The organism is Sphingopyxis selenitireducens (assembly GCF_051550705.1).
GTDB lineage: Bacteria > Pseudomonadota > Alphaproteobacteria > Sphingomonadales > Sphingomonadaceae > Sphingopyxis.
The window spans coordinates 616,380-630,624 of record NZ_JBPULG010000002.1 but is presented as its reverse complement, the minus strand read 5'-3'; the positions used below and the strand labels follow the sequence as shown (position 1 = coordinate 630,624).

The 14,245-nt window shown below is 63.3% G+C and carries 11 protein-coding genes; 3 read left to right on the top strand and 8 right to left on the bottom strand.

The genetic code is table 11. The annotated features are described in order from the left end of the window. The first annotated feature begins 120 nt into the window (after window positions 1–120). Entirely contained in the window at window positions 121–906 is a 786-nt protein-coding gene (locus tag ACSYDV_RS08805) for a helix-turn-helix domain-containing protein (RefSeq protein WP_438323422.1), read from the top strand. Between the two features lie 100 nt (window positions 907–1,006). Here the strand turns inward: ACSYDV_RS08805 and ACSYDV_RS08800 are convergent, their stop codons facing one another. The 3 genes from ACSYDV_RS08800 to phaR are packed head-to-tail and all read right to left on the bottom strand — an operon-like array spanning window position 1,007 to window position 5,419. Continuing rightward, a complete protein-coding gene (locus ACSYDV_RS08800) occupies window positions 1,007–3,310 on the bottom strand; it encodes a ribonuclease R family protein (RefSeq protein ID WP_438323421.1) in 2,304 nt (767 codons plus the stop codon). Next, on the bottom strand, window positions 3,311–4,837 hold the full coding sequence (gene proS / locus ACSYDV_RS08795) for a proline--tRNA ligase (protein ID WP_438323420.1): 1,527 nt from the start codon (window positions 4,835–4,837) through the stop codon (window positions 3,311–3,313). It abuts the gene before it with no gap. Between the two features lie 42 nt (window positions 4,838–4,879). Beyond that, window positions 4,880–5,419 carry a polyhydroxyalkanoate synthesis repressor PhaR gene (phaR, locus tag ACSYDV_RS08790; protein WP_438323419.1) on the bottom strand — a complete coding sequence of 180 codons (540 nt, stop codon included), beginning with the start codon at window positions 5,417–5,419 and terminating at the stop codon, window positions 4,880–4,882. Between the two features lie 244 nt (window positions 5,420–5,663). Between phaR and ACSYDV_RS08785 the strand changes: the two genes are divergently transcribed. Further along, complete coding sequence (locus tag ACSYDV_RS08785) at window positions 5,664–8,783, top strand: TonB-dependent receptor domain-containing protein (protein WP_438323418.1); 3,120 nt, start codon at window positions 5,664–5,666, stop codon at window positions 8,781–8,783. 19 nt (window positions 8,784–8,802) lie between these two features. On the opposite strand, the gene alr is transcribed toward ACSYDV_RS08785, so the two are convergent. Both alr and ACSYDV_RS08775 read right to left on the bottom strand, forming a co-directional pair. Then, window positions 8,803–9,849, bottom strand: coding sequence for an alanine racemase (gene alr / locus ACSYDV_RS08780; RefSeq protein ID WP_438323417.1), 1,047 nt, complete (start codon window positions 9,847–9,849; stop codon window positions 8,803–8,805). Between the two features lie 44 nt (window positions 9,850–9,893). Then, window positions 9,894–11,522 (bottom strand): MFS transporter, encoded by a 1,629-nt coding sequence (locus ACSYDV_RS08775; RefSeq protein WP_438323416.1) that lies wholly within the window; start codon window positions 11,520–11,522, stop codon window positions 9,894–9,896. Window positions 11,523–11,630: 108 nt separating this feature from the next. Between ACSYDV_RS08775 and ACSYDV_RS08770 the strand changes: the two genes are divergently transcribed. After that, window positions 11,631–12,395 carry a cyclase family protein gene (locus ACSYDV_RS08770; RefSeq protein ID WP_438323415.1) on the top strand — a complete coding sequence of 255 codons (765 nt, stop codon included), beginning with the start codon at window positions 11,631–11,633 and terminating at the stop codon, window positions 12,393–12,395. Window positions 12,396–12,428: 33 nt separating this feature from the next. Here the strand turns inward: ACSYDV_RS08770 and ACSYDV_RS08765 are convergent, their stop codons facing one another. From ACSYDV_RS08765 to ACSYDV_RS08755, 3 genes are read right to left on the bottom strand one after another with little or no spacing between them, the layout of a single operon-like run. Beyond that, window positions 12,429–12,833, bottom strand: a complete 405-nt coding sequence (locus tag ACSYDV_RS08765) for an MAPEG family protein (RefSeq protein WP_438323414.1) — start codon at window positions 12,831–12,833, stop codon at window positions 12,429–12,431. A 60-nt stretch (window positions 12,834–12,893) separates the two neighbouring features. Continuing rightward, window positions 12,894–13,265: a tRNA-binding protein gene (locus ACSYDV_RS08760; RefSeq protein WP_438323413.1), complete on the bottom strand. Its 372-nt coding sequence runs from the start codon at window positions 13,263–13,265 to the stop codon at window positions 12,894–12,896. A gap of 11 nt (window positions 13,266–13,276) precedes the next feature. Further along, a complete protein-coding gene (locus tag ACSYDV_RS08755) occupies window positions 13,277–14,233 on the bottom strand; it encodes a hypothetical protein (protein WP_438323412.1) in 957 nt (318 codons plus the stop codon). Window positions 14,234–14,245 lie beyond the last annotated feature (12 nt).

Sequence of the window (14,245 nt, the reverse complement as noted above, 5' to 3'; positions counted from 1 at the left end):
GATGTTCTCCTTTCAAATGCCTCGCCTGTTTCCTTCGAAAAATGACGCCAGTCGATTACGCCGGAGGTAATGGAAATGCGGCGAAACCTTCGCTAGCCCGGTCATCGAAGGAGAGATGCGATGCAAGTCACCCCGCTGGGCGAACAATTGCGTGATTGGCGGTCACGGCGGCGGATGAGCCAGATGGACCTTGCGTTCGAGACCGAAATTTCGACGCGCCATCTCAGCTTTATCGAGACCGGGCGATCAAAGCCGAGTGCGCAAATGTTGCAGCGCATCGCCGACCGGCTGGGCGTCCCGCATCGCGCACGCAACGCATTGTTGCTCGCGGCGGGCTATGCGCCCGATTATCAGGAGCGCCCGCTCGACAGCCCCGACATGGCGGCGATGCGTGCGATCGTCGAGCATGTGCTGAAGGGGCATGAGCCCTATCCCGCGCTGGCGGTCGATCGGCACTGGAATATGGTCGCGGCCAATGCAGCGATCGCGATATTGATCGAACAGGTCGCCCCTGCCCTGTTGGTACCGCCGGTCAATGTGCTGCGCATCGCGCTGCATCCCGAAGGGCTGGCGCCGCAGATCGTCAACTATGGCGAATGGCGCGACCATATATTGCACCGGCTGGATTTGCAGATCGAGGCAAGCGCCGACGCGGGGCTGGTTGCGTTGCGCGAGGAACTTGGCGGTTATGCTGTGGAAGCGAACGACAATCGCGGCGATCATACGAGCGGCATCGCGGTGCCGCTGGTCCTCGACACGGTCGCGGGGCGCATTTCCTTCGTGTCGACGGTAACGATCTTCGGGACGCCGGTCGATATCACGCTGTCGGAGCTGGCGATCGAGGCGTTCTTCCCGGCAGATGCGGAGAGCGCGGCGCTGTTGCAGCAGTTGGCGGCGAATCTCTGATCTTCGTCATCCCCGCGAAGGCGGGGATCCAGCTCAATGGCGGTTAAAAGAAAGCGGGACCCCCGCCTTCGCGGGGGTGACGATAGTGTAGATGGCAGGCTTACCGCCGTTTGCCCTTGTGCTTGATGTTCGCAGGTCGCCCGCGTTTTCCGACAAGATGCTTGCCGGCCTTGTCCTTCATCCCGTCGCGGCGCGGCGGGCGGTTTCGGAAGCCGCCTTCGGGCGCATCGGGAAGTTCGAAGCGCAGCGCGCCGCTGATCGGGTTGGCGTCCATCAGCCTGAGGTCCAGCCGTTGCCCGACCGTATAGCTGACGCGGCCACGCTCGCTGTCGAGGCTGCGCGCGGCCTCATCATAGAAAAAGCGCTCGTTACCGAGGGTCGATACCGGCACCAGCCCGTCGCCGCCGAGTCCGTCGACGGTTGCAAAAAAGCCGAAAGGCTGGACCCCGGTGATACGCGCGGGGACGATTTCGCCGGTTTTGGTCGACAGATAGGCCGCGACATAGCGGTCGACGGTTTCGCGTTCGGCCTCCATCGCGCGGCGTTCGAGCGCGCTGATCGCCTCGCCGATACGCGACAGCCCCTTGGCGTCGGCCTCGCCGAGCCCGGTGCGCGCGGGCAGATCCTTGACCTTGCCCGGCACCTCCAGCTTGTAACTGTCGACGAGCGCGCGGTGGACGATCAGATCGGCGTAGCGGCGGATCGGCGAAGTGAAATGGGCGTAGCTGCCGAGCGCGAGGCCGAAATGGCCCGCGTTGGCGGGACCATAATAGGCCTGCGTCTGGCTGCGCAGGATCGCCTGCATGATTTCGGGCAGCCGGTCGTCTTCCGAAAACCCGTCGATCAGACGGTTGAACACCGCGGGGGTGATCACCTGTCCGAGCGCGAAACTCTGTTCGAAAGTTTCGAGATAATCTTTCAGGCTGACCAGCTTTTCACGGCTCGGCGGCTCGTGGATGCGGTACATCACGGGCGATTTCTTCGCCTCGAGCGCTTTCGCCGCCGCGACGTTCGCCGCGATCATATAATCCTCGATCAGCCGCATCGCGTCGAGCCGGTCGCGAACGCGTATCTCCGCGATGCCGCCCTGTTCGTCGAGGATCACCTGCCGCTCAGGGAGGTCAAGGTCGAGCGGCGCCCGCGCGGCCCGCGCCTTGGCGAGCAGCGTCCAGCAGGCCCACAGGTTTTTGAGTGCGGGCAGGACGTCGGCGTCCCAGCCCTCGTCGGGCGTGTCGGCGTCATAGGCCGCCTGTGCGCGTTCATAAGCGATGTTCGCGTGCAGCCGGACGAGCGCGCGGGTGAAACGCCATGACGTCACCTTGCCATGCTTGTCGATGACGAGGTGGCACGCCATTGCCGCGCGGTCCTGTCCCGCTTTCAGCGAGCAGACGCCTGCCGACAGCGTTTCGGGCAGCATCGGCACGACCTGATCGGGGAAATAGACGCTATTGCCGCGGCGCCGCGCATCGCGGTCGAGCGCGCCATCGGGGCGGACATAATAGCTGACATCGGCGATCGCGACGATCGCGCGCCAGCCATCCTTGTTGGCCGGATCCTCGTCGGGAATCGCCCAGACGGCATCGTCATGATCACGCGCATCGACAGGATCGATCGCGAGGATCGGCAGGTCGCGCAAATCCTCTCGGCCCTCAGGAGTCAGCGGCAACTTCGCCGCGATTTCAGCCTCGGCAAGCGTTTCGGCGCCGAAGACGTGCGGAATTTCGTGCTTCGCGATCGCGATCATGCTGAGCGAACGCGGCGCAAAGGGATCGCCGATGCGGTCGATGACCTTGGCCTTGATCGCTGGGCCGCGCCCGGTCAGTTCGGCGCGGACGAGATCGCCGACATTGGCATCGCCCTTGTCAGCAACGGCAAAATCATAGCGCGCGCGCTTGTCGGCGGGGCGCAGCCACAGGATCGGCTTTCCGCCCGGCCCCATATCTTCGACAAGAACGCCGATGATCGTTTCGCCGCCGGCCTGCAATTTCTTCATCGGGTGAGCGATATGGCCGGCGCCGCGCTCCTCGGTCCGTGCGAGGATGCGGTCGCCGACGCCGAGCGCGCCTTTGCGACCCTTTTCCATCACGCGGACCTGCGGCGGCGGGGTTGAGGCTTCCCAGCGGTCGGGAACGGCCCAAACGGTGCTGCCGTCGATCGACGCGACCCGCAGCACAGTGACGCGCGGCAAGCCGCCATGCTTGTGGAAAGCGCGGCCTGCGGCCAGATCGACGAGGCCTTCGTCGGTCATATCCTTGAGCAGCGCTTTCAGCGCGATTTTCTCGGCCCCATGAAGTCCGAAATATTTCGCAATCTCGCGCTTGCCTACGGCGTCCTGGCTCGTTTCAATGAAACGCAGAATTTGGTCCGGCGTGGGCAAGCCAGCGGGTTTTTGCGCTTTCGCCAATTAATAGGTCCGTCCTATCAGAACCCGCTCGGTCGCGGGCTCGCCAGTGAAGAAGCAGGCACCGTCAACCGGCGCTGCATCAAGCGGGGTGTTGCGCATCGTGAGTTTGAGAGCCTTCAACTGCTCGACGATCCCTTCGAGGACGGCGCCGGTCGGACGCGACCATTGCACTTCGACCCAGCCGACAAACTTATCATCACCGGCGAAATGCGCCTTCAGGTCGGTGACATCGCGGCGGATATTATCGTCGAGGCGCGCCTTGGCTTCGGCGTAGAGATTGTCCTGAATCTCGCCGAGCGTGGCGACCGCCGCCGCAACGAAATCGCCCTTCGCGACGAACGCCGTGTTGAGCTTGCCGTCGTCCTTGTAGAGCCGATCGCGGCGGATCACCGCGACATTGCCGCCCGCGACGTCGCGCGGGCCGATTTCGAGGATGACCGGCGCGCCCTTCTTGACCCAGCCCCAACGCTTGGTCTGTGCCTTGTTCGCCCCGGCGTCGAGATGGACGCGGACGGGCTCGCGGAACGCGTCGAGCGCCTTCAGTTCGGTTTCGAGGCCGCGGCAATAGTCGAGGATCGCCTGATCCTCTTCATTGTCGCGCAGCATCGGCACGATGACGATCTGATGCGGGGCGATGCGCGGCGGGCAGCGGAGGCCATCGTCGTCGCCGTGGGTCATGATGACGCCGCCTATCATGCGGGTCGACGTGCCCCAGCTGGTGGTGTGACAGAGGCTGTGGCCGCCGTCCTTGTCCTGATAGCGAATATTCGCCGCCTCGGCGAAACCGGTGCCAAGATAGTGCGACGTGCCGGCCTGAAGCGCCTTGCCATCCTGCATCATCGCCTCGATCGAATAGGTCGCGACCGCGCCGGGAAAGCGTTCATGCTCGGGCTTTTCGCCCGCGACGACGGGCATCGCCAGCACATCCTCGGCAAAGCTGCGGTACATTTCGAGCGCGCGCAGCGTCTCGACCATCGCATCGGCGCGGTCGGCGTGCGCGGTATGGCCCTCCTGCCACAGGAATTCGCTGGTGCGCAGGAACATGCGCGTGCGCATTTCCCAGCGCACGACATTGGCCCATTGATTGACCTTCAGCGGCAGGTCGCGCCAGCTTTGTACCCAGCGGCTCATCGCGTTGCCGATCACCGTCTCCGATGTCGGGCGCACGATCAGCGGCTCTTCCAGCTTCGCTTCGGGATCGGGGACGAGTTTGCCCTTGCCGTCGCCGATCAGCCTGTGATGCGTGACGACCGCCATTTCTTTGGCGAAACCATCCACATGGTCCGCTTCCTTCTCAAAGAAACTCAAGGGGATGAACAGCGGGAAGTAAGCGTTCTGAACCCCTGCGTCCTTGATCGCGGCGTCCATCACCTTCTGGATGCGTTCCCAGATTCCATAACCCCACGGCTTGATGACCATGCAGCCGCGCACACCCGATTCCTCGGCGAGGTCGGCTTCGGCAATGACATCCTGATACCAGGCCGCGAAATCGGCCTGCCGGGTTACGCTGAGCGCATGTTTGACCATGAATTTTCCGTTTGCTGTCGTTGAGGGCGAAAAATGCCCTGATTACTTCTTCTTGGCGAGTTCTGCACGGAGTTCGGCGACTTCGGCCTTGAGCTCCGCGATTTCGGCGTCCTTGCCTTTGCCGCCGCCGACGGCCGGGATGAAGGCGCCCGCCGCCTGCTGAAACATTTCCATATTCCGCCGTGCCAGTTCAGCGAGCGGATTCGCACCGAGTGCGCCCTCAAGCGCCGAACGCACATCCTGCTGGTTTTTACGGAACGCCGTCATCGAGGCTTCCAGATATTGCGGAACCATCGACTGCATCTTGTCGCCATACATGCCGATCAGGTGGCGCAGGAACGGAACGGGCAGCAAGGTTTCGCCGCGCGTTTCGGTGTCCATGATGATCTGAGTCAGCACATTATGCGTGATGTCCTCACCGCTCTTGGCATCGACGACGCGGAATTCACGGCCGTCGCGAACCATCGCGCCCAGATCGTCCAGCGTGATGTAGCAGCTGCGTTCGGTATCATAGAGGCGCCGGTTGGCGTATTTCTTGATCGTGACGACACCATCGTCCCCAACCGCCTTGGACTTCGCCATTGTGACCTGCGCTCCCTTAGTAACTCATGGCAAAGGCGTTTCCGTCGCGCCGGGCCCGATGAGTGTGCAGCCCTTGCATTAGCACCAAAATATGATGCGCCGCAACATGGGTGCGGTGCTGCAACATCCGCGATGGCGAGCGAAGCGCCAGCACCCGCGCCGCTTCATCATTTGTTGGTAAATTTCTTCTACACCTAAAGGCCCCCGGCACATTTTATGTGCAAGACAGTCCTTGGAGTATCGAATGAACAAGCCGCGCCTCTTGCTGAGTGCCGCAACTCTCGCCGTGGCCATCGCCGCCAGCCCCGTCGCCTCGGCGCAGGACAGCATGGCCGCTTGCGGCGAAGCCGGCAGCGCCGCGGCATGCGACGGCGATGCGATCATCGTCACCGGATCGCGCATCGCGCGTCCGCGCTTCGAAACCGTCGAACCCGCGATCGTCATCGGCGCGGCCGACATCGACGCTCGCGGCTTTGAAACGCTGGGTCAGGTGCTGAAGGATCAGCCGGCGTTCGGCGTACCCGGCGCATCCCCGGTCGGCGCGCAGTCGCCACTGTCGCAAGGACAGTCCTTTGCCAACTTCCTCGGTCTCGGTTCGCAGCGCACGCTGACCTTGGTTGACGGACGCCGCTTCGTTTCGTCGAACACCGCATCGACCTTTGGCCCGACCGGCGCGGGCAGTCAGGTTGATCTGAACATCATACCGACCAAGCTGGTTGACCGCGTCGAAACGATCGCGGTCGGCGGCGCGCCCATCTATGGCGCCGATGCGATTGCCGGCACCGTAAACATCATCCTGAAACGCAACTATCAGGGTTTCGAGATCGACGGCCAATATGGGCTGTCGAGCCGGGGCGACGCGGCCAATTACCGCTTCCGCGCACTGGCAGGCCATAATTTCGCCGATGGCCGTGGCAATATCACGATCGCCGGCGAGTATAATAAGGCCGACGGCCTGACCGGTTCCGACCGTCCCCTGTTCGCGCGCGATCTGTTCTTTGGCAACGCGAGCGATCCCGCCTCGCCCTTCCTGCAGCAACTTTACGCCGATCGCCGCCTGCCTGCCGTGTCCGAAGCGGGCATTCCGATCGTCGGCGACGGCATTCCGCTCAGCCCCGAACAGCAACTTGCCTTCTTCGGCGTCGTCGGCCCCAATTTTGGCGTGTCCGACGGCAGCGGCAATCAGCTGCGTTTCGATGCCAATGGCAATCTGACGCCGATCGCGTTTGGCCAATATGCCGGGGCGCCGGGAACCTTCGGGGCCGATTTCGCAGGCGGCAACGGCTTCAGCGCGGTGCCGACGACCAACCTTCTCGCCTCGACGCGCCGGTATAGCGCCGTCGCAACGGCCAATTATGAACTGTCGGACGGCATCCGCTTCTTTGGCGAAGCCTGGTATTCGAACAGCAAGGGGCGCAATTTGCGCACCCAGCCCGTGTTCAACACCGGTCTTGCCGGTCCCGCCGGATCGCCCGACGGCAATATCCTGATCAGCATCGACAATCCCTTCCTGTCGGATGCGGCGCGCGCGGCAATCCTGACCTCGATCGCCAACAACCCGATGTCCGATCAGAATATGGGCGGCTTTCCGCAGGATTATTTCTACCTCGCCCGCGCGAACAGCGATTTGACGACCGGCAATTCGACGGGTGAGGTCGAGGTGATGCGCTTCGTCGCCGGCTTCGACGGTCAGTTCGATCTGTTCACAGGCCAATGGAATTGGGAAGTCGCCGGCAATTATGGCCGGTCGAAAACCAGCAGCAGGTCGCGCGAACTGGTGCAGCAGAATTTCCTGAACGCCGTCGATGCGATCGATGATGGCAACGGCAACATCGTCTGCCGTCCGGGCGTGGTCAATTCGCCGATCACGACGCCGAACAGCCAGTGTACGCCGATCAACCTGTTGGGCACCGGGCGCAATTCGCAAGCCGCGCTCGATTATGTCACCTCGATCGCGACTCCGGTGTCGCTGAACAAGCAAAAACAGTTCACCGCTTCGCTCACCGGCCCGCTGTTCAAGCTGCCCGGCGGCGATTTCTCGGTCGCTGTTGGTTACGAGCATCGCAGCGAATCGCAAGACTTCGACCCGGGCGCCTTCTTCTATGGCGCCGCCGATCCCGATCCGCTGACCGACAGCAATGGCGACGGCGATCCGGCGAACGACCGCATCAGCTATGGTCGCGGCACCCCGGTCATGCCGGTCTATGGCAAGTTCAACACGGATGAATTCTCGGCCGAATTTCTCGCGCCCATTATATCGTCCTCGAACGACGCGCCGATCGATCTGCTCGAAGTGAAAGGCGCGGTCCGCTATGTCGATCATTCGATCGCCGGCGGCGACTGGACCTGGACGCTCGGCGGACGCTTGGGGCTCGTCCCGGACGTCGTGATCCGCGGCAATTTCACGCGCGCAATCCGCGCCCCCGCGATCACCGAATTGTTCAATCCGTCGAGTAGCTATTTCGGTTTTGCGAGCGATCCGTGCGATGCGGTCAATCGCGGTAACGGCCCGGATCCGACAACGCGCCAGACCAATTGCGCCGCGGCGGGCCTCCCCGCCAATTTTGCCTCGCTGTCGAGCAGCCGGACTTTCCTGCAGGCGATCGAGGGCAATCCGACACTGCGCAACGAAAAGTCCGACAGCTGGACCCTGGGCGTCATCGTCGAACCGCGCTTCGCGCCGCGATTGCGCGCGAGCGTCGATTATATCGACATTCACCTGAAGGATGCGATCACCAATGGCGGGGCGGACAGCATCGTCGCCAATTGCTATGACTCGTCCGATTTCCCGAATGCGCCCGATTGCACGCGCTTCACGCGCGGGCCCGACGATCAGCTGAACTTCATCGAGGTCCAGTACCTCAACCTCGCCGATCAGCGGTACAAAGGCTATCTGGCGGCGCTCGACTATCGCGTCCCGGCCTTCGGCGCCACGGGTTCGTTCGGGCTTAACCTGTCATACCAGTATATCGACGAACTCAGCACCCGCGCCGACACGGCTTCGCAGCGGACGAAGCAGGATGGCGCAATCGGCTATTCAAAGCATCAGGGCGTGCTGACCCTCGATTATCGCGATGACAGTTTCGGCCTGTTCACCCAGCTCGACTATACCGGAAAGGCCAAGATTAATCCGCAGGCGGCGCCGAACTTCTACCCCGACGGCCTTGGCGACCTGCCGAGCGTGCTGTTCGTCAATATGGGGGCCAGCGTCCGCGTCGGCGATCGTTTCGGCCTTCGCCTGACGGTCGACAACGTCTTCGACAAGCAGCCGCCCTATCCCTATCCGGCGACGGGCGGGACGATCACCTATTTCAGCGGGGTGATGGGACGCTATTTCCGGCTGGGCGCCAGCGCCAGCTTCTGATCAGGCATCGGCGGCGCGCCTAGACCCAAAAGCGGTCGAAGCGCGCCCCGAGCCCGGTCAGCAATTCATATTGGGACAGGCCGCTCGCGCTGGCGACACCGGGCAGATCATAGTCGATGGCCAGCCAATCGCCTTCGTTCAGCCCGGCGGCGCCCGTCGCGTCGAACGCAATCAGGTCCATCGAGACGCGGCCAATCAGCGGCAGGGCCTTGCCATTCCAGGTCGCGCCGCCCCTGCCCGCGTGGCAGCGCAGATAGCCGTCGGCATAGCCCATGTTGACGACCGCGACGCGGCTGTCGGCGGGTGCTGTCCAGGTCGCGCCATAGCCGACGCTTTCGCCCGCAGGGACGCTGCGCATCTGCAACAGGCGGGCTTCGGGAAAAACGACCTGGCGGAGTTTTCCTTCGGACTCGGCACGCGGAATTCCGCCGTAAAGCGCGATGCCTGGACGTGTCAGGTCGAAAGCATATTCAGCGCCGAGGCAGATACCGGCGCTGTTGGCGAGGCTGTATCGGCGCGCGGGAACCTTCTCACGAACCGCGCGAAAAGCCGCCAGCTGCTGCGCATTTTGCGGGCTGTCCTCGTCCGCCGATGCGAGGTGGCTGAGCAGCGTGTGAATAGCGAGGCCATCAAGCGCGCCGCCCGACGCCTCTTCGACGCGCAGACCCAGCCGGTTCATCCCGGTGTCGATCATGACATCGCACGGCCGCCCTTCGCCCGCATCGCGCCAACGCGCGACCTGTTCGAGGCTGTTGAGGACCGGGCGTGCGGGAAGCATCCGGGCCGCAACCATATCGGTCGAGCCGACGCCGTGGAGGACCGAAAGCGACACGCCTTCGGGAAGCGGCATCAATGCCGCTGCCTCGCCCCATGTCGCGACGAAAAAATCGCGGCAGCCCGCCTTGACCAAATGCGCCATCACCGCGCGCGCGCCGAGGCCATAGCCATCGGCCTTGATCGCCGCGCCGCACGCAGCCGCGCCGCTCTCTGCGGCTAGCCAGCGCCAGTTGGCGATAAGGGCTGCGGAATCGAGGCGGAGCCGGAGCGGCGACGGGATAGAAATCATTCCCCCGCCACTAGACGGGTTTGGCGATAGCGCCAATGGGCTGATCAGCCCCCCGATGCCTTGTCCCATTGTCCTTCGACCGGGTCCTTGAGCATGAAGGCGGTGATCAGGAAGGCGACCAGAACGACGCCCCAGGTATACCAGAGCCCCGAATAGGCATCGCCGGTCTTGGCGACGATGAAACTCGCGATCAGGGGGAGGAAGCCGCCGAAATAGCCGGTGCCAAGATGGTAAGGGATCGAGAGCGACGAATAGCGAACATGCGGCGGGAACATTTCGGATAGCAGCGCCGCGACCGGGCCATAGGTGAAGCCCGACAGAGCGCAGAGCCCGAGAAGCGCCAGAAGAATGGCAGCGATGCCGAACACGCCTGGAACCTGCTTTTCGAAATTATAGCCCATCGCCTCGAGCGCGGGTTTGAGTATGGCGGGGTCTTCACCCGCAACCTCGCGATTGCCGATCAGGACCTTGACGCTGTCGAAGCTGCTGGCCGTCGTGACGATGTTGTACGGCACGCCAAGCCGGGTCAGTTCGCCCAGCGTCTTGCCGCAGGCTGTCGTCTGTTTCTGTGCGAAGGGGTCGAAGCTGCACTGCGATCCCGTGACCGTCACCGGGGCCTTCTCCGCAGCGGCGGTCAGCGCGGGGTTGCCGACGCTGCCCATCAGCCAGAAGAGCGGAAAGAGCAGAACCAGCGTCGCGGCATAGCCCCAGACGATGGGCTTTTTGCGCCCGATCCGATCCGAGAGATGCCCGGCCCACAGGAAGAAGCCCATGCCGACCGCGGCGGCAACACCGACGATGATTTCGGCCGCCGTGTCGTCGAGCTTCATCGGTCCTTTCAGGAAGGAAAGGCCAGAGAACATCGCGGTGTACCAGATCACCGTCAGCCCTGCGGCAATCCCGAACAGCGCGATGAACAGACGGCGCGGATTGCCCGGATAGGTGAAGCTTTCCTTTAGCGGATTTTTGGCGAGTTCGCCCTGCGCCTTCATCGCCTGAAACACCGGGCTTTCGGAAAGTTTCAGGCGCATCCACAGCGAGATGGCGAGCAGGATCAGCGACAGCAGGAAAGGCACGCGCCAGCCCCAGCTTTCCCACATCGCGTCCGACATCAGCGCCTTGCAGCCGAGGACGACTATCAGGCTGAGCACGAAACCGCCGACGACGCTCGCCTGAATGAAGCTGGTGTAGAAACCACGTTTTCCGGGCGGAGAATGTTCAGCAACATAGATTGCCGCACCGCCATATTCGCCGCCGAGCGCAAGGCCTTGCAGGATGCGCAGACCAATGACGATGATCGGCGCCGCGATGCCGATCGACGCCGCCGAAGGGATCATGCCGACCCCGGCGGTCGCGATCCCCATCAGGGTGACGGTGACGAGGAAAGTATATTTGCGTCCCAGACGGTCGCCGAGAAAGCCGAACAGCACCGCGCCGAGTGGCCGAAACCCGAAACCGACCGCAAAGCCAGCCCAGACGAGCAGCACTTCGAGCGTCGCATTGTCGCTGGGGAAAAAGGCCTTGCCGATGATCGCCGCCAAGGTGCCGTAGATGAAGAAATCATACCATTCGAACACGGTCCCCGCCGATGAAGCGGCGATAACCATGCGAATATCCTTCGCGGTCGGCTGATAGTCCGCGCCCGGATGGGCGGCGGCGGCGTGGTCGGTCATACACTCTCCCCTGCCCCGCTGTACGGGGCTTTGCCGCATATCTACCGGGCAAGCGGCGGCGCGCAAGTCTTCTTGGCGAGGACGGCCGATGATGGCAGACTGCACCCCATGCAGTTCATCGACCTTTCGATCCCGATCACCAACGACGTCATTTCCGACCCGCCGGTGATGCGCCCGCAGATCACGTACATGACCCACGAAAATACGTGGGAACAGATTGCGATGTTCTTTCCCGGGCTGACGAAGGACGACTTGCCCGACGGCGAAGGCTGGGCGATCGAAAGCCTGACGCTCAGCACCCACAATGGCACGCATATGGATGCGCCGTGGCATTTCCATTCGACCACCGACAGCGGCGCGAGCGCGGCGCCGAGCATCGACGAAGCGCCGCTCGACCTGTTCTTTCGCCCCGGGGTAAAGCTCGATTTTTCGGACCGCCCGGCGGGGCATGTCGTGCGCGGCGCCGAGGTCGAAGCCGAACTGGCGCGGATCGGGCATGATCTTCAGCCGCTCGACATTGTGCTGGTCCAGTCGGGCGCAGTCTATGGCACCGACAATTTCACCGATCAGGGTTGCGGCATGGGCGCCGAGGCAACGCTTTACCTGACGACACGCGGCGTAAAAGTCGTCGGCACCGACGCGTGGAGTTGGGACGCGCCGTTCAGCCACACCGCGCGCCGCTGGGCCGAAACGCGCGATCCCTCGATCATCTGGGAAGGTCATAAGGCCGGGCGGATCAGGCCCTATTACCAGATCGAGAAGCTGACCAATCTGGCCGCGCTTCCGCCGACCGGCTGGACGCTGAGCTGCTTTCCGGTGAAGATCGAGCGCGCAAGCGCGGGGTGGATCCGCGCGGTGGCGCTGGTCGACTAAACCTTATCCTCTTCGTCGCCCCGGACGAAGCTTTTACAGATTCACCGTCGCCAGCATCCACAGCGTCCAGCCGCTGAGCAGTAGCAGACTGGCCCAGGTCGCGATGACGCCGATCTGGCGCGGCACCGGCGGCTTGCCGCTGACCGGCGCATGGAGGCCGACAATATGCGCGACGCGGCCGATCAGGAAGATCGCGCCGATCGCCATCAGCGCCATATGGTTCGCCTCGACGGTTTCGAGCAGGCCGATCAATATGATGACGATCGGCGCATGTTCGGCAAGGTTGGCGTGGCTGCGGACCGCACTGATCAGCCGATCGTCGCCGCCGTCGCCGAACGCGACACGGAGCCGCAGGCGCTGACGCACGGTGTCGATCGCAGTGAACAAAAGCAGCAGCGCGCAGATGGCGGCCACGAAAGCGGTTACCGGCAAGCTCATAGTCTCTTTTCCCCCTGTTTCCCGCGCACAGCCTAACCGGCCTCGCGCAGCGATGAAAGGTCAGAAGAGCCGCGATCCGTTCGGCACCGCCCGGTCGGGCGCGAAAAGGATCACCGCGCCCGCTTCGTCGGCGAAACCCAGCGTCAGCACTTCGGACATGAACTTGCCGATCTGCCGCGGCGGGAAGTTCACCACCGCCGCAACCTGCCGCCCGGGCAATTCCTCGATCGCATAACGGTCGACGATCTGCGCGCTGCTCTTCTTCGTGCCGATCGCCGGTCCGAAATCGATCAGCAGCTTGTACGCGGGCTTGCGCGCCTCGGGAAAGGGCTCCGCGCTCAGGATCGTCCCGACGCGGATGTCGACCTTCAGGAAGTCGTCGAAGGAAATGGTGTCCAGCGCCGGTGCGGCCATGTCATGATTCAAGTGCATCGCATCGCCCTCTATCGCCGATATTCGCGGCCCGACAGCGCCAGTCGCTGCCGCGACGTGTTGCCCGGCACCGCAACATGCTGCGCGGGATCATAGATGGCGCCAACCCCGGCGCCCGCCGGTTCGACCCAGATTTCGACCAGCGTCTGACTATATCCGCTGGGGACATAGCGTACCAGGTAACCGTCGGGGTGCCGGCTCCACCGCGTCGCTGGCGTGTCGACGCTTCCCGGGCCGACAGGAACCGCACCCGCAAGCATCGCGACGCGCTCCATGTCCTGATAAGCCAGCGCCGGACCCGAAAACATGCTGCGCATCCGCGATTCGGCTTCCATCACGCTCCGCAATGGTTCGGGAACACCGCCCACAACCCGCTGAAATTCCGAACTCGTGAGCACCGACAGCGCGCTGCGGTTCAACGACGCAATCTGCTTGGGGGTCAGAAGCTGGCCGGCCACGAGTTTGAGATTGCTGTTCAGATCCTCGAACTTCGACCGCGACACGATCGCCCACAGAAGAAGCTGAATATCGTGCTGAGTTATCTCGGGCTTTGCCACGCTGTTCTGCAATATGCTGGCCACCGCTTCGCGCGCCGACCCTTTGAGCGGCGCGTAAAGATAGCCGTCACCGCCGCCTGGCCCGTGCGTCCCGGCGTGCAGGCAATAGCTTTGCGCGGTCATGCGGTAATAGCCTGCGGCGAGGGTAAACCCGCCCGCCGAGGTTCGCGCCAGTGCTATCAGATTGCCGACCTTCGCCGGCGGCTTCCAGCCATCCTTCGACGGGTCGCCAAAGACCGCGTCCTTGATGTTCGTCGAAACCGGATCGGCTCCGCGCAGGAATTTCGGCAGTTTCGGCGTGCCCAGACCTTTGACGACATCGCCCAGATTACCGAACTGCGCCTGTGCCGCCGTGTGCGTCAAGGCAAGCCCGGCGAACGCCGAGCCTGCCAGAAAATTGCGCCGATTCATAATCTTGCCCCT

Excerpts from the sequence above, each read along its gene's own strand:
- ACSYDV_RS08805 (WP_438323422.1), top strand. The coding sequence starts at position 121 with ATGCAAGTCACCCCGCTGGGCGAACAATTGCGTGATTGGCGGTCACGG.
- proS (WP_438323420.1), bottom strand. The coding sequence starts at position 4,837 with ATGGTCAAACATGCGCTCAGCGTAACCCGGCAGGCCGATTTCGCGGCC.
- phaR (WP_438323419.1), bottom strand. The coding sequence starts at position 5,419 with ATGGCGAAGTCCAAGGCGGTTGGGGACGATGGTGTCGTCACGATCAAG.
- ACSYDV_RS08785 (WP_438323418.1), top strand. The coding sequence starts at position 5,664 with ATGAACAAGCCGCGCCTCTTGCTGAGTGCCGCAACTCTCGCCGTGGCC.
- alr (WP_438323417.1), bottom strand. The coding sequence starts at position 9,849 with ATGATTTCTATCCCGTCGCCGCTCCGGCTCCGCCTCGATTCCGCAGCC.
- ACSYDV_RS08775 (WP_438323416.1), bottom strand. The coding sequence starts at position 11,522 with ATGACCGACCACGCCGCCGCCGCCCATCCGGGCGCGGACTATCAGCCG.
- ACSYDV_RS08770 (WP_438323415.1), top strand. The coding sequence starts at position 11,631 with ATGCAGTTCATCGACCTTTCGATCCCGATCACCAACGACGTCATTTCC.
- ACSYDV_RS08765 (WP_438323414.1), bottom strand. The coding sequence starts at position 12,833 with ATGAGCTTGCCGGTAACCGCTTTCGTGGCCGCCATCTGCGCGCTGCTG.
- ACSYDV_RS08760 (WP_438323413.1), bottom strand. The coding sequence starts at position 13,265 with ATGCACTTGAATCATGACATGGCCGCACCGGCGCTGGACACCATTTCC.
- ACSYDV_RS08755 (WP_438323412.1), bottom strand. The coding sequence starts at position 14,233 with ATGAATCGGCGCAATTTTCTGGCAGGCTCGGCGTTCGCCGGGCTTGCC.